The organism is Gemmatimonadaceae bacterium, from assembly GCA_020846935.1.
GTDB lineage: Bacteria > Gemmatimonadota > Gemmatimonadetes > Gemmatimonadales > Gemmatimonadaceae > RBC101.
This window is the reverse complement of sequence record JADLCY010000008.1, coordinates 401,783-424,176: the sequence shown is the minus strand read 5'-3', so window position 1 is coordinate 424,176 and position 22,394 is coordinate 401,783. Positions and strand designations below refer to the sequence as shown.

The window sequence follows — 22,394 nt, the reverse complement described above, 5'->3', positions numbered from 1 at the left end:
CGTCCCTCTGTTGATGTCGCTCCTCGGCTGCATAACCGCGGGTTGCAACAGGCGAGTGCGCTTTGGTAGGCGGCTTCGCCGCCGTCTTGTGGGAAGCCCTCGCTGTTGAACCCTAATCGTTATGCCGACGACGACCATTGGGTGCGCAGCGGGCGCCTAAATTCGCTCTTGCGCGATCGAGCGCCGGGTGGTATCTAGGCCCGTCCGGTGGAGCCTTCGCCGCGGCAACATGTAATAGAAGTACAGAAGAAACTTGTTGTTGCTGGTCTCTTGCGCTGCGAGGGGCCTTTTGAATTTTGTAACCCTATTCCTGAGGAAATGGAGAATGTAGACGCGCCATTCGAAGGGCCAGAAGAATTCCACGACAATTGATGGTAGAAGCGCACTGGTTTGCTGGTCTCTCGCGGTTAGGAGAGGCCTTTTTCAGTTTTTGTCCCCCCTTCTTGGAGAAAACATGGTGCAGAGCCGCAATCACAAGAATTCCTGAGAGCAACGAAAATCGAAAATAACTCACCGTTTCACAACTCATCTACCACAGGAACCAGCAAGTGACGACGAAAACGAATGAACTCACGAGAATTGGCGTCTTTTACGACGGAACGTTCTTCTTCCACGCTAGCAACTACTACAACTACCACCATGACCGGCGCGCGCGTCTCAGCGTGGGAGGCCTGCACGAATTCGTCCGCAGCCAAGCGGCGGATTCAGAGGGGGTGGACGTGCGCTACTGCCAAATCGTGGACGCACACTATTTCCGCGGTCGGCCGCGCGCCCAAGATGCTGAACAGCGAGGTATGCTCGCCAGGGAGCGGGCGTTTGATGACGTTCTCGTGCGCGAGGGCGTGGTCACGCACTATTTGCCTCTTGGCCCCGATGGCGAGAAGGGCATCGACGTATGGCTGGCCCTAGAAGCCTACGAACTTGCGATCTACAAAAGGTTCGACGTAGTCGTGCTAGTTGCCTGCGATGGAGACTTTCTTCCACTCGTGCGCAAGCTCAACACCATTGGCACCAGGGTCATGCTGCTCGCTTGGGACTTCAAGTTTACGGACGCAGACAACAAGGAGCAGGAAACGAGAACGGCGCAGGTGCTCCTCGACGAGGTTACGTACCCGATCATGATGCATCAGATAATAGACGATCGGTCACGACGCGCCGATCCGTTGGTGAATGGAATGTTCGTGCCACCGAGGCCGGTTCGCGCTCACCCCGCAACGAACGGCACGTCGCCAGTCGTTCCGACTCAAGCGGAACTTCCTCAGCAAACGGGTCGCATACAGAACCTACAACCTGGATATGGCTTTATCGCTCCGGATTCCGGAGCGGCGAATATCTTCTTCTTCCACGCCGAGCTACTAAACGCCGACTTCAACGAACTCCGCACCGGGCAGCGCGTCACCTACGCCCTCGGTTCAAACAAACGAGGACCATGCGCCATCAGTATCTCGGTGCTCGATAGACCGGCAGCGGTCGGCGCAGCCGCGGCATAACCACGCGTTGCTGCTGACGAACGCGGGCAATTGAGGAAGCGAACGGGCGGCGCGCGCCGATAGCACGTTTGGGTTTGCGCGCGCCGCCCGTTCGCAGTTCATTTGAGCGTTCGCAGCAGAACGCTATTCGCTCAGGGTGTAGGAAAAGCCTCTCTTGGGCTGTGCGAGGGCGGTCGTGACGCCGACTGGCTTCGGCGGAGCCTGCGGTGGCATGCGAGGATCGCTATTTCGCTGGCGGCGCGGATCGACCGCGCCAAGGGCAGGCAATCGCGCCCGACCGCCGGGTCCCCGGACGCGTTAGGCGGCGTAGCCCGTGTGCGCGAGCTTCTCGATGTTGTGCACCAGACAGAAGCGCCGCCATTGCGCCTCCACCTTCCGGCGACTGCGTAGCGTGAAGCGATCCAGGCGCTTGTTGTGCCGAAGATTGGCGAAGACGGGCTCCACCGTCCCAAAGCGCTGCGCATACCGCGCTCGTTCCGTGGGCTGATCGATGCGACGCTTCCTCCGGGCCGTGCGCGTCTCCGGCGCGGGCGCGGCGCGGCCGCGGAAGAAGGCCACCGAGCGGGGCGACGCTTGGGTTGGATCGCGTAGACACTGCACGCGGAGGAGACAGGGAAGGCAATCCCGCTTCGTGCCGAGGAAATGCTCGGCGACAAACCCGCGCGTGATATTCGCCGGCCCTTTCCGATAGAGGGATTTGCCCGCGGGGCATACACATGTGCGCGCGACCGGATCGTACGTGAAATCACTCGGCTGGAACCGCCGTGGCGCCCCCTCCTCATCTGACTTGTCATGCAGTGGATCCTTGGTCTGATGATGTTCCACTTGGGTCGCGAAGCGCTCGTCGCGCCGCCGCAACTCGCTGTCCGCAATCAGCGCGTCCACCTGGCGCTGCTCCAACGCGCGCACGTTTGCTTCACTGTGGTAGCCCGCGTCCGCCGTCACCAGCGACGTCGGCGCGAGGTGGGGCGTGAGCGCCTCCACGACCGGCACGAGGAGCTCCTGTTCCGAGCCCGTCCCATGGGCCTCCGCCACACAAATGATCTGATGCTTCGCATCCACCGCCGCCACGCCCGTGTAGCCCTGGATCACGCCTTTGCCCGTCGCCATCTTCGCACTCTCGTTGTCGGTGCGATGGCTCTTCCGCACCGCGCCATTCGGCCCGCGCCGCTCCTCGGGATGCGCCGCCAACCACGCGCGCAGCTGCGTCGCGTCGCGCTGCAGCCGCGCGAGCCGGGCCACCTCTTTCGCGCTTGAACTCGGCTCAACCGGCAAGGCATCCGTCGCCCGATGCCGCGCGACCATCGCCGCGGCCGCCGCTTCCAGTTTGTCGGCCTGCCGCTCAAACTCGGCCCGCGTCCCACTCTTCTGCTTCGCGGCGTTGCTCGGCAGCTTGACCCCATCGATCGCAAACATCTCGCGCCCGATCAACCCCTGCGCCTCACAAATGGCGAGCACGGCGGCGAAGACGCGGGCGATGTCGTCCCCCAACGTGCTGACAAAGTGCGCGATCGTGGTGAAGTGCGGCGCCTGGTCGCCGCACAGGGCGATGAAGGTCACGTGTGTCTCGCAGAGCCGCGCGATCCCACGGCTACTCACGACCCCCGCGCGTAGGCGACGAGCACGACCTGCAGCAGCGTCGCGGGCGGATACGCGGGCGCGCCGGTCGTGTCATTCTTGAACCGCGCGTCGAAGTGCGAGAGGTCGATCGCGTGCGTCACCAAGTGATGCACGGCATGTTCGAAGGTGCCCGGCAGCAGCTGCTGGGCGAGATCGACCGGCAGCAAGCGGGGCTGCGTATCGATGTACTTGTAGCGGGCCATGGGCGCTCCTCGACGCGGGACGAAACCCACTCTAGCTTCACCCAGCAGCCCTGCAAAGTCTCTGGCGCTCGCGAGGTCGCGCCGGGTTTTCTACAGCTTCGTTAGGCGTCCCAGCCAGTGCCGTGGCCAGGTCATCGGACGACGGCCATGGCTGTAGCGCCCAGGACGGCGGTTCAGGGATTCCCAAGCAGCAGGCGCACGCCGGCGTGCAGATCCGCGAACTGTGCCGCAAGCATGGCATCACCGAGCAGACGTTTGTGCTCAGAGCCCCAGCGCGCACAGACGGACGGTCGCGCGTTCGCTGCTTCACGTTGGTGGACGACTTCACGCGCGAGTGTCCGTCTGATCGTGGTGGGGCATTCCCGGCCGGCCGCGTGATCCAGGCGCTCGACCGCGTGGCGATGGCCCGCGGACTGCCCCGGAGCGTCGTCCGCGACCACGGACCGGAGTTCGCGGGCAAAGCGCTGGATCGCTGGGCACACGAGCGCGGCGGCGTTGCAGTGCATCCGGCCGGGCAAACCCGTTGAGAACGCGTACTGCGAGAGCTTCAACGGCAACTTCCGTGATGAATGCTTGAACAGCTGCTGGTTCACCACGCGGTGCGCCCGCACGAGGCTTTTCTACATCGTCGTCAGGCGCCAATGGCAGATAGTCGCTTGTGCAAATGTATGAGTCCTCCGCTCTGGTATCTCGACTATGAGAGAGTCGACCTTGGCATGGACGACTCAAACGGTACCCATGCAGACGTCGCTCTCGAAACCTGCAAACATTGCGGCGCCATTTGGTTGACGTATCACTTCGAGTATGAGCACCTGACAGCTTCGGGCCGCTGGTATCGCGGTATCATCTCGCCGGAGGTTGCTCGATCTGTCACACCAGAAACAGCGCTTGCCATGTTGGAGCGCATGCCCTGGTGGCTGTGCGGTGGATCATTCTTTGACCATGCTGGCCGTCGGCACGACGCCCCACTGAGAGCGCTTCCATGAGCCTGGCGCCTGATCACTCAATCCAACTGACGCCCACCCGCTACGCGGGCGGTCGCCGCTGATTTTCGGGCGTTGATACGACTGGTTTCTGTCAAAGTGAAAAGAAGACCGCGGCGTGGGTTGCATCGACGGTGAATCCTGCTGATGTGTGCCGGTCAGCGATGTCGCAATACCGGAGCGGCAAGAACGTGATTCGCCGGGAGCACCGCATTCCAGACACGGGGACATCATTCGGACGGACACAATCCGCATAACGCTCGGGCATGCTCGACCGTCGAGCCCCGGCGCGCGGTGCATCCGTCGAACGCCACGCTCCCCCAGTGCGTACACTGCCAGTGCGATACGTTCGCTCCCCCCATCACTCCAGTGGAAGTCTCGCTCGAATGTCCCTCCAACTTCGCCCGCTCCAGCAGCTCTCCCGGCTCGCCCTTGCGTCCGCGGCCCTCATCGCCACGTCGGCGCAGGCCCAGCGTCGTCCGGCCGCCGACCCCAACGCGCCCATCACGGCAGCGCCATACCGCTTCGAGTTCCTTGGCCCCGCGACGGGCGGGCGCTTTGCCTCCCTTGCGGGCGTGGAGGGTGACACGGCGATCTGGTACGCCGGCTCGGCGTCGGGCGGGATCTGGAAGACGACCGATGGCGGTGCCAACTGGCGCCCGATCTTCGACGATCAGCCGGTGCAGGCGGTGGGCGCACTGGCGGTAGCGCCCAGCGATCGCAACGTCGTCTGGGCGGGAACGGGTGAGGCGTGGACGATTCGCGAGAGCGACGTGCAGGGCGATGGCGTTTACAAGTCGACTGACGCCGGTGCCACCTGGCGGAACGTGGGGCTGCGCGAGACGGGGCGCATTGCCCGCATCCTCGTGCACCCGCGGGATGCCAACGTGGTGTACGTCTGCGCGTTAGGCCGGACCAACGGCCCACAGGAGGAGCGCGGCGTCTACAAGACCACCGACGGCGGCAGCACCTGGACGCGGTCGCTGTTCGTGAACACCAACACCGGGTGCTCCGACATCACGATGGATGCGAAGGATCCGGAGGTGTTGGTGGCGGGCACGTGGGAGGTGGTGATGAAGTCGTGGGGGATGACGAGCGGCGGCCCGGGGAGCGGTATCTGGATGACGCGCAACGGCGGCAGCAGCTGGAAGCGCGTCGAACACCCCGGGCTTCCCAGGCCGACGATCGGCAAGGTGGGCGTGGCCATCGCTCCGTCCAACAGCAACCGCATCTTCGCCCTCATCCAGACGCTCAACCAGGGATCGCTCTGGCGCTCGGACGACGGCGGTGCAAGCTGGCAGGTGGTGAGCTGGCAACGCTCCCTGATCGGCCGGGCCGGCTACTACAACCATGTGGCTGTGAACAGCGGTAACCAGGACGAAGTCTACGTTGCCAACTCGTCGTTCTGGCGCTCGATGGATGGTGGGAAGACGTTCGAGGACACGCGCTGGGGCGGTGACACGCACGACATCTGGATCTCGCCCAGCAATCCCGACCACTTCGGTCTTACCGACGATGTGGGCTTTACCATCACCACGTCGCACATGAAGCAGCGACGGCGCGTCGTGCTCAACAACGGGCAGATGTACCATGTCGCGGTGGACAACCGCACTCCGTACTGGGTGTACAGCAACCGTCAGGACAACGGGACGATGCGCGGCCCCTCGGACGGTTATGAGCGCGGGACGCCGGGCATGGGGCCGGCCGGGCCCACGTTCTACGGGATGACCACTGAGGGCGCGCGCGACTGGGACGAGGGGATCGGAGGCTGCGAGTCGGGCTTCACCATTCCCGATCCCAATGATCCCGACATCATCTGGGCCTCGTGCTACGGTAACAAGGTCACGCGCTACAACCACAAGACGCGAACGTCGCGCTCGGTGCAGCCGTATCGCATCACCTTGGACGCTCCGCCCGACGAGATCAAGTACCGTTGTCATTGGACCGCGCCGCTTGCCATCGACCCGTTCGACACGCAGACGGTCTACTACGGCTGCCAGGTCATCTTCCGCACGAACAACAAGGGGCAGAGCTGGGACATCATCTCCCCCGACCTGTCCCTGAATGACACGTCGAGGATCAAGCCGAGCGGCGGGGTGATCAGCGACAACCTGGGACAGTTCTACGGCTCAGTGGTCTTCGCCATCGCGCCGTCGAAGCTCAAGCGGGGGCTCATCTGGGCTGGAACGAACGACGGCAAGGTCTGGATCACGCGCAACGGCGGTGGCCAGTGGACCGACCTGTCGAAGAATGTCACCGGTATGCCGGCGTGGGGGACGATCCGCAAGATCGAACCGTCGCCACACGACGCTGCCACGGCGTACATGGTCGTCGACCTGCACACCAACGACGATCGTCGCCCCTACCTCTACAAGACGAGTGACTACGGCCAGACATGGAAGAGCATCGTCGGTGACCTCCCGACATCGCACCCGCTCGACTATGTGCTCGCCGTCGCCGAGCATCCCGAGCGCAAGGGAATGCTGCTGGCGGGGACCGGACACGCCTTCTTCTACAGCATGGACGACGGTGCGCACTGGACGCAGTACCAGACCGGACTGCCTGCTGCACCGGTCACCTGGATCGAGATCCCCAAGGGGTGGAACGATGCCGTGGTGTCCACCTACGGGCGCGGGCTCTGGGTACTGCGCGACCTCAAGGCACTGCAGGAGGGGGGAGTTGCTGCTGGCGGTACAACTCTGTTCGCCCCGCGACCGGGCATCCGCCGCGCTCGAGAAGGGCGCGTGGACCTGACCTTCCGAGCCGCCGACACCACCGTGGTGATGCTCGACATCACCGATGCGGCGGGGCGGCTGGCGCGGACGCTCAAGGTGAAGCCCCATGTGGGCCTCAACCGCGTCACGTGGAACCTGCGTTACGACCTGGCGGTCGCGGTGGCGCTGCGCACGTCGCCGCCCGACAATCCATACATCTGGGACGAACCGCCCTACAAGGGAAAGGACACGCGCCCCATTGCCCACTGGGGCATTCAGCAGCCGCAGACCCAGGGACCGCTGGGCTCACCCGGGCGTTACACGGTGACGCTACGCGCCAGCGGCCAGGTGTACACGCAGCCGCTCACCGTCCTCAAGGCCAGCGACCTCCCCACAGAAGATGTGGACCTCGTGGCATCCACCGATGCGCAGGTGCGCGTACGCGACCGGCTCACCGAGACGGCCAACGTCGTCAACCAACTCGAGGTACTGCGCAAGAACATCGAGGACCAGCTCAAGGCCAACGCCTCCAACGCGACAGCGGTCAAGGCGCTCAGGGAGATGGACCAGAAGATGCTCGACATCGAGCTCATCCTCCTTTCGCGCCACGACCTGCACTCGGACGACAAGTGGTTCGTGGAGACGTACCGCACGTATCTCTCGCTCTTGTGGCTGGCAGGAGAAATCGGGAGCGGTGCCGGCGACGTGGCCGGCGGCGCCGACTGGCGCCCGACCGACGCGTCCATGCAGACGCTCAAGGAGCTGGAGGCCGACCTGGAACGCGCCAAGGCCGCCTACAAGGTGCTCATCGACAAGGAACTGCCGGCCTTCAACGCGCGAATGAGCGCACTGCTCAAGCCCATTGCCTGAGGTACCCCGATGCCGGCTACCCTGCTCCGCGACATTCGGCTCCTCAAGGCGTGGGAAGTCACTGCTCAACCCTGCGCGACATCACGACCGCGGCGTCGCTTCGTACGCCGCAGAAGGAGGAGGTCTACCCGGCTTTCGATCCGCTTTTTTCCGGGCTGCGTTGACGCAGCGTTCCTGACATCACGCGCCACCGATTGATCCGTCTGCGCTGCCGGACGGATCGATCGAAAGCGTGCTGGCTGCTGCCGGCGCGTGCTGTGGCTCACGGATCCCGCGCAGCAGGATCGTATCAGGAAAGCGAAGGCGGCCTGATATGGCTCGTCCCTGGTTCGACCATCGTGCAGACAGCGGGAAGCCGGACGCGTGGAGGGCGAGGAGTTCCTCAGCCCTCCATGCCTTTCAAAGCCTCAGCCTGGCGGGAGCCCCGAGCGCTTGAGCATCGTCGTCGCGCGCCGCCTGTCTTTCGTTCCAGCTGCCCCGTGAGCAGGACATCAAGAAACGCGAGCGGGCTCAAGTCCTCACGCGCCGCTTGTTCGACGAGCTCCGGCAGGGCGCTCGCCGGAACCTCCGAGGTTCAGCGCGCGCACCCCGGCGGGTGCCTAACGTGCGCGATGATGCAAGAGGCGCCGGCCGGAATCGAACCGGCGAATAGCGGTTTTGCAGACCGCTGCCTTACCACTTGGCTACGGCGCCGTGGCGAGGGAAGCTATGCCATGCCCATGCCGCGCTCAAGGCGGGGCCCCTGCCCACTGGTCATAAGCTGCATGCCAGCGGCAACTTACGGCCACTCGACCCCGACCATCACGCGCTCATGGAAGCCGCCCAGCCCACACTGACCACGCTCACCGACCTCGACGCGGCCGCTGCGCGCATCAGGGGCAAGGTGCACCGAACCGCCCTCTCGGCCTCGTCGTTCCTGAGTGCGCAGAGCGGTACTCGCGTCTCGCTCAAGCTCGAACTCTTTCAGAAGACGGGCTCGTTCAAGGTGCGCGGCGTCGTCAACACACTTCGGCAGCTCGCAGAGGCGGAGCGTGCGCGCGGCGTGATCTCGATGTCGGCGGGCAATCACGCGCAGGCGCTGGCCTGGGGCGCAACGTCGCTCGGCATGTCGTCCGTCATCGTCATGCCGACGAGCGCGGTGCCGTCCAAGGTCGCGGCGACACGGGACTACGGTGGAGAGGTCGTGCTTACCGCGGGTGACCTGCTCGGCACGGCTCGGGAGCTCGAGGAGCGTCGGGGGCTCACCTTCATTCACCCGTTCGACGATCTCCGCGTGATCGCCGGACAGGGCACGGTGGGACTGGAGATTGTCGATGACGCGCCCGACGTGGACGTGGTGCTCGTGGCGTGCGGAGGTGGCGGCCTGCTCGCGGGCGTGGCGGCGGCGGTAAAGGCGCGACGGCCTGACGCCCGCGTGATCGGCATCGAGCCGGAAGGTTCGGCGGTGATGTCGTGTTCGCTCGCCGCGGGATCACCGCAACGGCTCGAGGTCAACCGAACCATTGCCGACGGGCTCGCGCCTCCGTTCACCGGCATGAACGCGTTCAACCATGTGAACGCGCTCGTCGATCAGGTCATCACGGTCTCCGACGCCGAGCTCCTCGATGGCATGCGCGTGCTGATGGAACGGTGCAAGTTGTTCGCCGAGCCGTCGGCCGGCGCCGCGGTATCCCCACTGCTCACGGGCCGCCTCGCGTTCCCGGCGGACAGCCGAGTGGTCGCCATCGTGTGCGGCGGCAACATCGACCTGGCGCGCCTCTGCGAGCTCATCGGCTGAGGCGACATCCAGGCGCAGGCGCGACCTCGCGGCCGCGAGCGCGCGGCTTGCCGTTGCCTACACGAGCCTTGCCGTGATCGAGATCGGCACGGCCTTGAGCGCGCGACTGATGGGGCAGCCCTCCTTTGCCGCCATCGCGATCTCCTGGAACTGCTCGGCGCTGATCCCCGGCACCTGGCCCACGAGTTCGAGCGCGATGCCGACGACGCTCCAGCCATCGCCCTGCTTCTCGATCGAGACGCCGGCCGTGGTGCTGAGTTCGCTCGGCGTGAAGCCGGCGCCTGCCAGCCGAAAGCTGAGTGCCATGGTGAAGCATCCCGCGTGTGCGGCGGCGATCAGCTCCTCAGGGTTGGTGCCGAGCTTGCCGTCTTCGCCGGTGAACCGCGCGGCCGCGCTGTATGGCGTGTCGTGGAGCACGCCGCTCGTGCTCGTGAGGCGTCCCTTGCCTTCGGAGCCTGTGCCGTGCCAGACGGCGGTGGATCGTCGTGTGAAGCCCATGGTGGAGGTGCCGATGATGAAAGTGAAGCGGCCGTCGTCGTATTCCGTCTCGCAAGATAGGCGCGAGCGCAGGCTACGGCGCCGGCGGCCGTGGCGACCCCTGCCGCCGCCACCATCCACTCTCCCACCGCGCACTCGTGCCTCGAACGTCGATATGGACGAACGGACCGCTGGGGCCGACGGCGGTGTAGGTCCCGAGCCCACCGGTCAGCGAGCGATGGCGCGCTTCGACACGGGCCAGCGCGGCGGCGATGGGCGCGGTGTCACCCAGGTCCGAGCGCCCATTGCGGTTGAGGTCGTCCATGCGGCCGTCTCCGTCGTCATCGATGATGATGTCGGCCGCGTCGCCGAACTGATGGCGACTGCCACGCGCCATGCCTTCGCCCACACCGCGGTCGTTGTAGTACGGCGCCCGGAACCCGGACAGCACGACGGCGCGCCTCGTGGCGATGCCGCGCGCGTTGAGTTCCTGGAAGATCAACTCGAGCTTGTCGAGCAACTTCTCCTCGAGCACCAGGTACTTCGGCCACCGGTCGCGCTGATCGTGCGTGAGGAAGTCGCCTAACGTGAAGTGCGCGGTGAGCGGCAGCGAGGCGTTGGCCTCGATGACCTCCACAAAGCCGTCCGGGTTGTAGTAGTTGCGCGCCATGATCCAGCGTTCCGACGGCCACCGCCCCAGCCGATACCCGTTGAGCATCTCGCCCTTCTTCTCGCTGAAGGGGCGCAACACGAGATAGGCGAACGGCGAGCCGTCCGCGGTCGCTGCTGGGTGCACCGCCGGCTGGTGAATGGCGGGCTCACCAAACACGTCGAGGAATCCGGGCACCGCGATCGCTTCGGCCGGCGTGAGCGTGCGAAAACGAAGCGCCTTGCTCAGACCGAGCAGCGAATCCGGCACCTCGACGACGGCCGCCTTCGCCCTCACCTCGGGCGCCGGCGGGATGTCGAGCGCGCCGGTCCCACCGGTCGATCCCTGCAGGTCGCGCAGCACGACGACGACCCAGGCCACAGCGAACAGCCCGGCGAGCCCGGCGATGCCTAACGCCAATCGTCGGATCACCGCGCGAAGCATCACGCGGCCCGCGCGTCGGCCCTGCGCTGCGCGCTCACCACGCCGCGCCGTACGCCTCGCGCCGGTAATCAGACCCCACGAAGAGTGCGCGCGATCGCGGATGAACGAGGATCATCTGTGCGCCGCCGAACTCCGCACTCGGCGGCTGCCCCTCCACCTGATGTCCTCGCCGAGTGAGTGCCGCTCTTACCTCGGCGCTCACGCCCGGCTCCACGCCGAGTCGTCCGCGTCCGTATGCCCGCCAGCGTGGGGCTTCGATCGCCTGCTGCGGCGTCATCCCGAAGCGCAGCACGTTGTTCAGGATCTGAATGAGCGTCTGCGGCTGACCGTCACCCCCGGGCGTACCAAGCACCATCGCCAGCGACCCGTCCGCGTCGAGCACCATGGCCGGACTCAGCGTGTGGAAGGGCCGCTTGCCCGGTGCGATGATGTTCGGGTGGGACGGGTCCAGCGAATAGAGCGATCCGCGGTTGTGAAGCACGATGCCGGTGCCGGGCACCATCCGCCCGCTGCCGAATCCGGCAAAGAGGCTCTGGATGAGCGACACGGCGTTGCCGTCCTTGTCGATCACGGCGAGGTAGACCGTGTCTCCGTTGCCGTCGCGGTCGGCGCTCGCCGCCGGCGCGACCACCGAGTCCTTCCGAATGCGCTGCGCCAGCTCACGCGCGTGGCTCGGCGACAACAGCCGGTCGGTCGGTACGGCCACGCGCCGCGGGTCGGCGACGAACCGGTCACGGTCGGCATACGCGAGTTTGGCTCCCTCGACGAGCGTGTGGATGTAGTCCGTCGAGTTGTGGCCCATTGCCGCCAGATCCTCCTGGGCGGCGATGTTGAGCATCTCCAGGAACGTGACGCCCTGCGTGTTGGGCGGGAACGCGAGCACGGTGTGGTCGAGGTAGGTCGTGCGGATCGGCGTCGTCCACTCGGAGCGATGGGCGGCGAGATCCGATGCCGTCACGAAGCCGCCCTCCCGCTCGATGAAGGCGCTCACGTCGCGCGCGAGTCGTCCGCGATAGAGTTCGTTTGCCCCAAGGCGTGCGAGTCGTCGAAGCGTGGCGGCCAGATCTTTCTGGACCAGGAGCGTACCCGGCGCCGGCGCCTGGCCGTTCACGAGAAACGTTCGGGCGAGTTCGGGATCGGCGGCCACCTTGCGCTGCTCACCGGCGATGTCCAGCGACAAGCGCGTCGACACCGGGAACCCCTGTTCCGCGTAGCCGATCGCCGGCGCGAGCGCCCGCGCGAGCGTGATCGTTCCGTATCGGGCGAGCGCATCTTCCCAGGCGCGGACTGCCCCGGGGACGGACACCGACATGATGCCGGTGCTCGGCACGGTCGTGCGGTGACGCGCGGCGAAGGTCTCTGGAGTGGCGCCGGTGCCCGCGGCTCCCGATCCGTTGAGCGCATGCACGCGCCCGGTCTTGGCGTCCCGGTAGAGGAGGAACAGGTCCCCGCCCACGCCATTCATATGAGGCCGCACCACGGCGAGCACGCCAGCCATGGTGATTGCGGCGTCCATCGCGTTGCCACCACGTTGCAGCACCGCCGCGCCGGCCGCTGTGGCAAGCGCATGATCCGAGGAGAGTGCGGCCGATCGTCCGACCACGTCCGGTCGCATCATCTGCCCATGTGCCGCGACGTCCGGAACGGCGAGCGCGGCGAGCAGGGCGCCGCTTAGCGTGCAGGACCTTGAGAACGGCATGGCGGGGGGAGGGAAAAGGGTGACGGCGGCGCGAAGGTCGATAGTACACCGCCCCCGTCGTTCGCGCGTCGGGTGACGTTGCGGTCCACCAACTGATTGCAGGAAAAGGGGTTGCGCTGCACTCGGCCATGGCCATCCCAGGCTCGCGGGCCTCGGCGTGTCGCGGTGAACCGGAGTTTGTGTCATTCTTGCACGATTCGTTGCGCGCTTGGACAGGTTTGGATAGGTTTTTTCGCTTCTGTGTCACGTTTTCTGTTCTTCATGCACCATTTCGTGGACAGATAGGATTCCTGGCACAGTCCTCGCTCTCCGCTCTTGAAGTGCCTTTGCAGAGCCCATTCACCCCTCGAACATGCCAAGCACGTCCCGAAAGGCAGCAGTCGCCGCGATCGCAGGCCGGCCGGCGCCGGCGGCGACCAATGGTGCAGGATCCATCGCCGAGATCTTCGGCATCAACACCTTTGGCGCGCGCCAGATGCGCACCAAGCTGCCCAAGGATGCGTTCGCCAAGCTCCAGGCCGCGATTCGACTCGGCAAGAAGCTCGACGTGGAGATTGCGCCGACGGTCGCACAGGCCATCAAGGAGTGGGCGATCTCGCGCGGCGCGACGCATTTCACGCACTGGTTTCTTCCGCAGACCGGCATGACCGCGGAGAAGCATGACGCATTCCTTGGCTTCGACGAGAGCAAGTCGCCGATCGAGACGTTTTCCGGCGCGCAGCTGATCCAGTCCGAGCCGGATGCGTCGTCGTTCCCGTCGGGCGGACTTCGGGCGACCTGGGAGGCGCGCGGCTACACGGCGTGGAACCCCGCCTCGCCGGTGTTCATCGTCGAGTCGGGGAGCGTGCGGACGTTGTGCATTCCGTCGGTGTTCATCGGCTACAACGGCGAGGCGCTCGACGAGATGACGCCGCTGCTGCGCTCGAGCGATGTGCTGAGCGAGAAGGCGATCCGGCTCCTGGCGCTCATCGGCGACAAGGGCGTGCAGCGCGTCTACACCACGCTTGGCCCGGAACAGGAGTACTTCCTGATCGACCGTACGCACTTCGCGCTGCGGCCGGACCTGGTGATGGCCAACCGTACGCTCGTCGGAGCGCCGCCTCCGCGTGGTCAGCAGCTCGAGGACCACTACTTCGGCGGCATCCCCGAACGTATCCAGGCGTGCATCGCTGAAGTCGAGCACGAGCTGTACAAGCTCGGCGTTCCCATCATGACGCGCCACAACGAGGTCGCGCCCTCGCAGTTCGAGATGGCGCCGCTGTTCGAGGAGACCGACCTGGCGGTCGATCACAACCAGCTCGTTATGTCGATCCTGCGACGCGTGGCCATGCGTCACGGACTGCAGGCGATCGTGCACGAGAAGCCGTTCGACGGCGTGAACGGTTCGGGCAAGCACTGCAACTGGTCGATGTCGATTGCGGCCGACGGTGAGCTCGACGGGTTCAACTTGCTGCGCCCGGGCAAGACACCGCACCAGAACGTGCGTTTCCTGCTCTTTCTGGCCGCGGTGCTCAAGGGTGTGCACAAGCACGCCGGCGTGCTCCGCGCCGGCATTGCGACCTCCGGCAACGAACACCGGCTGGGCGCCAACGAGGCGCCACCGGCGATTATCTCGGTGTTCATGGGCAAGACCCTGACCCAGCTCATCGAGGACATCGCGGCGGGCAAGCAGGCGGGCAAGGGGGCGGCCGAAGCGTTGATTTCGTTAGGCGTGAACAAGCTGCCCGAGATCGAGAAGGACAATACCGATCGCAACCGCACGTCGCCGTTTGCCTTTACCGGCAACAAGTTCGAGTTCCGGGCGGTGGGTGCGTCGCAGGCCATTGCGTGGCCAGTGACCATCCTCAATGCCGCGGTGGCCGAGGCGATCGAGGAGCTGACCGAAAAGCTCGCCGAGGAACTGAAGAAGACGAAGAAGGTCGATGACGCCGTGCTCAAGGTCGTTCGCACCGTCTTCCGGTCGACGAGTGCAGTGCGCTTCGAGGGCAACAACTACTCCGACGAGTGGGTCAGGGAAGCGGCGAAGCGCGGACTCCTCAACCTGCGCCGCTCGCCGGAGGCGCTCGCTCAGCTCCAGACGCCTGGCGCCAAGAAGCTCTTCACCACCCTCGGTATCCTCTCAAAGGAAGAACTCGAGTCGCGCTACCACGTGCGCATGGAGCGCTACGTGAAGGACATGCTCATCGAGATGCACACGCTCAAGGAGATCGCCGACACGATGATCCTGCCGGCGGCGTATGCCTATCAGGGCACGTTGGCGCGGAGTGCGGCCGAAGCGAAGGCGGCCGGCATCAAGGAGATTCCGCAGGTCGAGCGAGCCAACGAGATCGGTGTGCTGGCCAAGAAGCTCAAGGCAGGGCGCGACACGTTGTCGAAGCTGATCGACAGGGCGGAGCGCCTGCACGACAAGCTCGAGGCCTGCGCGGTGCTGGTGACGGGCGAGGGCGCCGATGCCCTGGCCGAGGTGCGCGCGGCGAGTGACGCACTCGAGGTGCTCGTGGCCGATGATGCCTGGCCGCTGCCCAAGTACCGGGAGATGCTCTTCCCGGTCTGACAGCACCCGTCTGAATCTTTGGTCCAGACGCCGGGCACCCTGTTAGAGGGTGCCCGGCGTCCTTCTTGCGGGGAGCGCACCAGTTCGCTCCATTCTCCGTCACGGGCGCGTAGCGTGCCCGTCCCCTCCCCGCTTTTTCGCAATGTGTTCTTGACGTGAAGTTCTCGCTGTCACGTCAACAACGTTCCCGCCGCGTGCATCCCAAGAGCCTCCGGAGGCCCTTCGTGTCACCAGTCCGCCGTTCCCGTCTGCCGCTCGCGTTCCTCGCGGCCCTCCTCGTCGCCTGTGGTGGCGATGGTACCACAACGCCTACTCCAACCCCCGCCGGCTTCACGGTGTCGCTGTCGTCCACGACCCTCTCCGTGGAGCAAGGCGCTTCGGGGAGCATAACGGCGACGATCGGGCGCACGGGTTCCTTCGCCGGCACAGTCAACCTTGCTGTCTCCGGTCTCCCGACCGGTGTCACCGCCACGTTCAATCCGTCGGCGATCGCTGTTGGCACCACGTCCACCACCCTCGCGGTTGGCGTGGCCGCGACGGTGGCGCCTGGCAACTACCCGTTCACGGTGAGCGGTTCGGCCACAGGTGTCGCCGGTCAATCCGCGACGTTCACGCTCACGGTCACGGCCAAGCCGGCGATTGCCCTGACACTCTCGGGCGCGACGGGCAGCGCACAACAGTCGACCAACGCCACCGTCACGGCGACCATCGCGCGTACCAACTTCGCGGGCGCGGTCACGGTGGCGGTTACCGGTGCCCCGACAGGTATCACGCCCAGCGTGAGCAGCGCGGGTGATGTGTACACGGTGACGCTCGCCGTGAGCCCGATCATGACGCCGGGCGCCTATCCTCTGACCATCGCTGCGAGCGGCACGGGCGTCACCACGGTCAGCGCGGCGTACACGCTCACGGTGACGGCGGCGCCTGCTGCCAGCATCGCCCTCACCGCCACACCGGCTTCGATCACCATGCAGGCTGGAGGCGCGGCCCAGGCGAGCACGCTGACGATCACGCGCACCAACTTCACCGGGAGCGTCGTCACGGCGGTGCAGTCCGGCCTCCCCAGCGGCGTCACGGCGACGTTCACTCCGCAGGGTCCGACGACCACGAACTCCGTGACCGTGTCGTTCCAGTCGCAAGTGAACACCACACCGGGCACATACAACGTCGTGATTCAGGGCGCCGGCGCTGGCGCCACGGCCGGCACGGTGACGATCGCGCTCACCATCACGGCAGCACCGGCCAGCAGCATTTCGCTCGCCGCATCGCCGGCGTCGCTGATCGCCACCGCGGGTGGCAACTCGGCGACCACCACGATCACCATCACGCGCAACAACTTCACGGGTCAGGTGACCATCGCGCCCAACACGGGCGGCATTGGCGGCATCTCGTCGGCCACCACGCCCTCGGCGACCACGGGGAACACAGCCACGATCACCTTTACCGCCGCCGCTGGCACGACGCCCGGCACGTATCCGGTGACGATCACCGGATCGGGAACAGGCATCGCGAACGCGACGACTACGGTGCAGCTCCAGGTGGTCGCGCTGGCGTCGAGCATCGGGCTCAGCCTCTCGCCGTCGACGGTGTCGATTCAGCAAGGGGGCTCGAGCGCTTCGGTCGCCACCATCACCCGGACGAACTTCACCGGCACCGTGACCCTGGCGGCCACCGGCCAGCCAGCGGGCATCACGGTCACGAACTCCGGACCGACGTCGGGGAACACCGTCAACCTGAACGTTGGCGTCGCGTCGGGTGTTGCACCGGGCGCCTATCCGGTGACCGTCACCGCCAGTGGCAGCGGAGTCACGAGTGCGACGGCAACGCTGACCGTCTCGGTGTCGCAGGCCACGACCGGCGGCAACGCGAGCTGGCAGTTCTGCAATCTGGTCGGCATCCCGGTGTGGTTTGCCGTGCAGGATGGTGACGCGGACGCGCCGTGGACGCGCGTCAGCGCCGGCCCCAACAACGTGTTCACGTTCAGCATCGCCACCGCAGGGGCGGTCGCCTACGTCACGCAGTCAGGCGGTGCGTCGCAGCTCAACGTGGTGTACGGCACGCGCGCCGAGCTCAACGCCCAGTCCACCAACGGCGCGTGCGTGGGATCGGGCACGGGCAAGACGATCACCGGCACGGTGGCCGGGCTTTCCGGCGCCCTGGACCTGGCGTCCGTGCAGCTCGGCGCGGCCGCGGCGTCGGTTCAGTCCACGAGCCCCAATTTCACGCTCAACAACGTGCAGGACGGCAACCGTGACCTCGTCGCCACGCGCAGCACGATCAACATCACGACCGGCGGCCTGAACGTGAACAAGGCCATCATTCGCCGGGATCTCAACCTCGCGAACAACAGCTCACTCGGCACACTGGACTTTGGCGGCAGCGAGGCCTTCGACCCGGTGACCAGGCAGGTGACGATCGCAGGCGCCGCGGGTGGCGAGATGCTGCAGGCGTTCAACTACTTCTTCACCACCAACGGCACGTTCGCGTTGTTGGGGCTGGGTGGCCTCACCGGCAACACGTACAACGTGCCCACCGTGCCCACCAACAAGTCGCTCGCCGGCGACGTGAATGTGCTCGTGGCCATGGGCACCACCACCGGTGGCGGCGCGACATCCATTCGCGCCATCTGGAACGCGTTCCGCGACCCGGCCAACCAGACGCTGACGCTCGGGCCGCAGCTCAATACGCCGGCGGTCTCCGTGGTCTCCACCAGCGGCTACGCCAGGATCCGCACCAACACGGCGCGTCAGACCGAATACAACAACGCGTGGAACGCGTTCTTCGGACAACCCAATCGCAGCGTCTCGATGGTCGTGCAGCCGGGCTACATGGCGTTCCAGTCGGCGTTCGACGTGACCATCCCCGACTTCTCGGGTGTCACGGGCTGGCAGAACACGTGGGGGCCGCAGGCCGGCATTTCCACCACATGGGGCGTGGCGATGACGGGCTTCATCAACCTCACGGGCCTCTACGTCGAGGGCAGCAGCTTCCGAACCGCGCAGCGACAGGGATCGATCACGCCGTAACCTCCATCAAACAGCACAGAGGCCCGGTTGCTCCCTGCTGGAGCGGCCGGGCCTCTTGCTTGGTGGTCGCAGATGGCGCCTGTCCCTGGGCGTCCATCCGTCTCGAGTGCTTGCGGTCACCCCGCAGGGGCGATCGCGAGTGCGACGTACTCAGCGCGCCCCGGTCTTCGTGATGATCAGCAAGACACCATTGGTCGACTCCGACCCGAACAGTGATCCACTCTCCGAGGGCCGGACGAAGACCATCGCCTTCACCTGTTCGGGTGAGATGAAGTCGTCCAGGTGCAGCAGGTCATCGAGGTCGGTGTAGCGCAAGCCATCGATGACCACGGTGACACATGCGTTGCGCGCCGCGCGGGTGAGCACCAGGCAGGTGCGGTCTCCGTCCAGCCGCGGGTCCCCGGTACTTATGCGGTAGTGCCGCAGCGACAGCGATGGAATGCGCAGGTTCTGAATGACTTCCGTCAGGCGTCTCGTGCCGACCGCGCTGTACTCGATTTCTGCCTGCGTGACGAACGTACCGTTCACCGTCCTCAGCGCGACGCCCTTGAGCTCCATGTCGAGGAGCTCCTGCCGCTGAGTCGTGACGACGATAGGCGACAGTGTGTGCGCGGTAGCGGCGAGCGAGATGTTGACTTCCAGGGAGTCGAGTGCGCCGAACTGCAACCAGGCCGTGATGGTGCGCTGGTAACCAGGATGGCGCGCCATCAGCGCAAAGGTGCCTGGCTCGGGCGCGTGCAGGGTGAACCTGCCTCGGTCGTCGGTTGAAACGCCACCTACCACGCTCGCCGAAGTATCCAGAAGCGCAACAAACGCCCCCGACAAGGGGCTTCGACTCTCGCCCGCGCGAATCGTTCCGACGGCGACCTGTGCCAGCGCACATTTCGGGAATCCAGCCACCAGCAGCAACAGCGTTGAATACCTCATGACTACCTCCCACGCGCTGCTCGTTGTATTGCGGTTCGCAGCTCGTCCCGTAGCGCACTGTCACCGGCGAAGCGTGCAGCAGCAGGCCGTTGATCAGGATCAGCGGAGTCCCAGACGCACCGAGCGATGCCGCTGCCATGGAAGCTACTGCAGAATGGGCATAGGAAATCGGAGAACCAGATGAACTCGTCGGGGCGCCGCGGCGTCCCGGCTTTGGAGGCAGTACCGGCGTCCAACCAGCAACAGGGATGGATCACTCCGTAACGCCCGTCACGTTCCGGCCGGGCCCGGTTGCTCATTCTGGAGCCGCCGGCCCGTTGCTTTCCGCCCCGGCGTAAGTCTGCCGTCGAACGTCCGGAGGAATTCGTGTCGCGTATCGCTCGTGGTCTCACCTTCGCACTCGTGCTCACCGGTTCCGCCTGCGGCGGAGGTGACGATGGGTCGTCGCCGCCCCCGATCCCCCAGGGGTTCAGCGTGACGCTCTCGGCCACGGCGCTGAGCGTGCCTCAGGGTGCTTCGGGCGGGATCACGGCGACGATCGCGCGCACGGGCAACTTCACCGGAGTCGTCAACCTGTCGCTCGAGAGCGTCCCGACCGGTGTGGCGGCCTCGTTCAATCCGGCAACGATCACGGCCGCCACGGCGACGACCGGGCTTACGGTGACGGTGGGATCCACCGTCGCGCCGGGCAACTACACGTTCACCATTCGCGCCCGGGCGAACGGACTCGCCGACCAGACGGCCGCTGTTTCCCTCACGGTCACGCAGCCACCGTCGATCCGGCTGATCAACAACCCGGCCACCGCCACCGTCATCGCCGGCGGCAATACGGCGTTCACGGCGACCGTCTCGCGCACGAACTTCGCAGGCGCCGTGACGCTCGCTGTGACCGGAACGCCCGATGGAGTCACCACCACGGTGGCGCAGTCGGGCGATGTCTTTACCGTCACCGTTGGGGTGAGTGCCGCGACCGCGGCGGGTGACTACGTTCTCGCCGCCACTGCGTCGGGCGGAAGTTCGGTCACCGCGGTGAGCGCCGGTTTCACGCTCACAGTGATTCGGCCACAACGCTCATCGATCGCGCTCTCCACGTCGAACCCGGCCGTGACCGTGCAACCGGGTGGCACGCCGCAAGGTTCGGTGGTGACCATCGCCCGCACCAACTTCACTGGTGCAGTCACGTTCGCCGCTACCACGGGCCTGCCGAGCGGCCTCACCGCTGCGTTCACGCCCGCGACACCAACGACGGGCAACAGCGTCGTCGTGAACTTCACCGCAGCCACCGGCACAGCGAGCGGGACGTACAACGTCGTCGTTCAGGGAACGGGCCAGGGCATCGCCCCGGCCAGCGTTCAGTTCGCGGTCACGGTCGCCGGATCGTCCGGGGGTTCGATCGCCATCGCCGCCGTGCCGTCTGCCGTTTCGGTCGCGCAGGGCAGTTCGGGCGGAACCACCATCAACGTCGTACGAACGGGGATCACTGGTCCGGTGACGCTCACCACGAGCAATGTCCCCGGCGGCGTGATTGCAACGTTCGGCGCTCCAGTCACGACCCAGAACAGCTCGTCGCTCACCTTTGCCGTCGGCGCGTCGGTGCCCGTCGGTAGCTACGAGATCACCGTGACGGGCGCAGCCACCGGTGTCGCGAACGTGAGCACGACGGTGACGCTCACCGTCACGCCTGGTCAGGTCGGGACCGGCAACGTCACGTTCACGTTCTGCGGCGAGTCCGCGAGCATCCCGGTGTGGGTCGCGTATCAGAATGCCTTCGGTGCATGGCAGCAGGCGACCGCCGTCGCGACCAACACGTACTCGTTCACGATCAGCACCATCGGCGGCGTGGCCTGGGTGACACCGGGGAGCGCTGGATCCTGGGTTCTCTCCATTGCCTACGGCACCTTCGTCGACCTGCAGGCACGCGGTCAGGCGACGTGCACCGCGCCCACGAGCAAGACGGTGACGGGCACCGTGGGCGGACTGACCGCCGCCAGCGACGCGGTGCTGCTTTCGGTTGGCGGCGCCACTCCGGCGACCCCTCCAACCCAGGCCTCTCCGACGTTCACGATCACCGGAGTGCCGCCCGGCACGGTCGACCTGGCAGCGGCGCGCTTCACGGTCGACCTGGCGGGGCCGACGCCGCTGGTGCTGCAGCGGCTGCTGCTGCGTCGCGCGTTCGTTCCGGCCAACAATGCGTCGCTCGGCACCATCGACTTCTCGGGGAGCGAAGGCTTCGATCCGGAGACACGCCAGCTGCAGATCGTTGGGGTCGGTGTTGGCGAGCAGGGGGTTGCAGCCACCACGTTCCTCACCGCCAACGGGGCTGCACTCTCGCTTGGGACCGCAATCGGCGTGTCGACGGTGGCGTACTCCGCCGTGCCGTCGTCGCGTACGATGGCCGGTGACCTGCACACGGTCACCGCCACGGCGACCACGACCTCGGGTTCCCTCGTCACGGTGGCGCGCAGCATCACCGCCATGGCGCGCGACGCCACCAGTACGCAGCTCGTGCTGCCCAGCACCCCAGGCCCGATGACCGTCAGCACCGCATCCACCGTCGGCCACGCACGCCTGCGCGCCGTCTACTCGCGGCAAGGAGAATACGACAACGTCTGGAGCGCGCGGTTCGTGCAGGCAGCGCGCGCAACCGCGATCTCGATGACTTCGGGATACATGGCGCTCAACGGCGCGTTCGACGTAACGATTCCCGACTTCGCCAGTGTCAACGGCTGGCAGGACAGCTGGGGACTCCAGGTGGGCGCGAGCACCACGTGGCAGGTCGCCGCCACGGGATGGGTCGTCGGCAACGGCATGAACGCCGAAGGAGCCGTCACGAAGACCGCGTATCGGCAGGGCCGTCTCACGCCGTGAGTCCCGTAAGTCGCAACGGGGTCGCCCGACGCGTCCGGCGCGATCGCCATAGAGCGTGCCCTGAACGAGGAACGCAGCACCCTTCTCTGCTTC

Annotated in this window: 12 protein-coding genes, 1 tRNA gene and 1 pseudogene; 8 read left to right on the top strand and 6 right to left on the bottom strand. The window is 66.0% G+C overall.

Annotated features, from left to right (window positions below; translation table 11 throughout):
• Positions 1-548: 548 nt before the first annotated feature.
• Positions 549-1,490, top strand: coding sequence for an NYN domain-containing protein (locus IT361_11310; GenBank protein ID MCC6318266.1), 942 nt, complete (start codon positions 549-551; stop codon positions 1,488-1,490).
• Positions 1,491-1,787: 297 nt separating this feature from the next.
• Here IT361_11310 and IT361_11305 read toward each other — a convergent pair.
• Positions 1,788-3,313: pseudogene (locus IT361_11305) on the bottom strand (transposase).
• 122 nt (positions 3,314-3,435) lie between these two features.
• Between IT361_11305 and IT361_11300 the strand changes: the two are divergent.
• The 3 genes from IT361_11300 to IT361_11290 all read left to right on the top strand — a co-directional run bounded on the left by IT361_11300 (position 3,436) and on the right by IT361_11290 (position 7,880).
• A complete protein-coding gene (locus IT361_11300; GenBank protein MCC6318265.1) occupies positions 3,436-3,840 on the top strand; it encodes a hypothetical protein in 405 nt (134 codons plus the stop codon).
• The gene (locus tag IT361_11295) at positions 3,809-3,985 is read left to right on the top strand and encodes a transposase (protein MCC6318264.1); all 177 of its coding nucleotides are present in this window, start codon (positions 3,809-3,811) and stop codon (positions 3,983-3,985) included. The genes IT361_11300 and IT361_11295 overlap by 32 nt, the downstream gene beginning before the upstream one ends.
• A gap of 697 nt (positions 3,986-4,682) precedes the next feature.
• Positions 4,683-7,880, top strand: a complete 3,198-nt coding sequence (locus IT361_11290; protein ID MCC6318263.1) for a sialidase — start codon at positions 4,683-4,685, stop codon at positions 7,878-7,880.
• 621 nt (positions 7,881-8,501) lie between these two features.
• On the opposite strand, the gene IT361_11285 is transcribed toward IT361_11290, so the two are convergent.
• A tRNA-Cys gene (locus IT361_11285) sits at positions 8,502-8,573 on the bottom strand.
• Between the two features lie 139 nt (positions 8,574-8,712).
• On the opposite strand from IT361_11285, the gene IT361_11280 reads away from it, so the two are divergent.
• Positions 8,713-9,657 (top strand): pyridoxal-phosphate dependent enzyme, encoded by a 945-nt coding sequence (locus IT361_11280; protein MCC6318262.1) that lies wholly within the window; start codon positions 8,713-8,715, stop codon positions 9,655-9,657.
• A gap of 57 nt (positions 9,658-9,714) precedes the next feature.
• Here IT361_11280 and IT361_11275 read toward each other — a convergent pair whose 3' ends face one another.
• The 3 genes from IT361_11275 to ggt all read right to left on the bottom strand — a co-directional run bounded on the left by IT361_11275 (position 9,715) and on the right by ggt (position 12,926).
• Complete coding sequence (locus IT361_11275) at positions 9,715-10,155, bottom strand: OsmC family protein (GenBank protein MCC6318261.1); 441 nt, start codon at positions 10,153-10,155, stop codon at positions 9,715-9,717.
• A 73-nt stretch (positions 10,156-10,228) separates the two neighbouring features.
• Positions 10,229-11,230, bottom strand: a complete 1,002-nt coding sequence (locus IT361_11270) for a hypothetical protein (GenBank protein MCC6318260.1) — start codon at positions 11,228-11,230, stop codon at positions 10,229-10,231.
• 31 nt (positions 11,231-11,261) lie between these two features.
• Entirely contained in the window at positions 11,262-12,926 is a 1,665-nt protein-coding gene (gene ggt, locus IT361_11265; GenBank protein ID MCC6318259.1) for a gamma-glutamyltransferase, read from the bottom strand.
• A 352-nt stretch (positions 12,927-13,278) separates the two neighbouring features.
• On the opposite strand from ggt, the gene IT361_11260 reads away from it, so the two are divergent.
• Together IT361_11260 and IT361_11255 are read left to right on the top strand one after the other, a co-directional pair.
• Positions 13,279-15,480 carry a glutamine synthetase III gene (locus IT361_11260; GenBank protein MCC6318258.1) on the top strand — a complete coding sequence of 734 codons (2,202 nt, stop codon included), beginning with the start codon at positions 13,279-13,281 and terminating at the stop codon, positions 15,478-15,480.
• 224 nt (positions 15,481-15,704) lie between these two features.
• Positions 15,705-18,506 (top strand): hypothetical protein, encoded by a 2,802-nt coding sequence (locus IT361_11255; protein MCC6318257.1) that lies wholly within the window; start codon positions 15,705-15,707, stop codon positions 18,504-18,506.
• A 150-nt stretch (positions 18,507-18,656) separates the two neighbouring features.
• Here the strand turns inward: IT361_11255 and IT361_11250 are convergent, their stop codons facing one another.
• On the bottom strand, positions 18,657-19,433 hold the full coding sequence (locus IT361_11250) for a carboxypeptidase regulatory-like domain-containing protein (GenBank protein ID MCC6318256.1): 777 nt from the start codon (positions 19,431-19,433) through the stop codon (positions 18,657-18,659).
• A gap of 366 nt (positions 19,434-19,799) precedes the next feature.
• Between IT361_11250 and IT361_11245 the strand changes: the two genes are divergently transcribed.
• Positions 19,800-22,301 (top strand): hypothetical protein, encoded by a 2,502-nt coding sequence (locus IT361_11245; GenBank protein MCC6318255.1) that lies wholly within the window; start codon positions 19,800-19,802, stop codon positions 22,299-22,301.
• The last annotated feature ends 93 nt before the right edge of the window (positions 22,302-22,394 follow it).

Coding starts and splice junctions, on each gene's coding strand:
- IT361_11275 (MCC6318261.1), bottom strand. CDS start 10,155: ATGGGCTTCACACGACGATCCACCGCCGTCTGGCACGGCACAGGCTCC.
- ggt (MCC6318259.1), bottom strand. CDS start 12,926: ATGCCGTTCTCAAGGTCCTGCACGCTAAGCGGCGCCCTGCTCGCCGCG.
- IT361_11260 (MCC6318258.1), top strand. CDS start 13,279: ATGCCAAGCACGTCCCGAAAGGCAGCAGTCGCCGCGATCGCAGGCCGG.
- IT361_11290 (MCC6318263.1), top strand. CDS start 4,683: ATGTCCCTCCAACTTCGCCCGCTCCAGCAGCTCTCCCGGCTCGCCCTT.
- IT361_11250 (MCC6318256.1), bottom strand. CDS start 19,433: ATGAGGTATTCAACGCTGTTGCTGCTGGTGGCTGGATTCCCGAAATGT.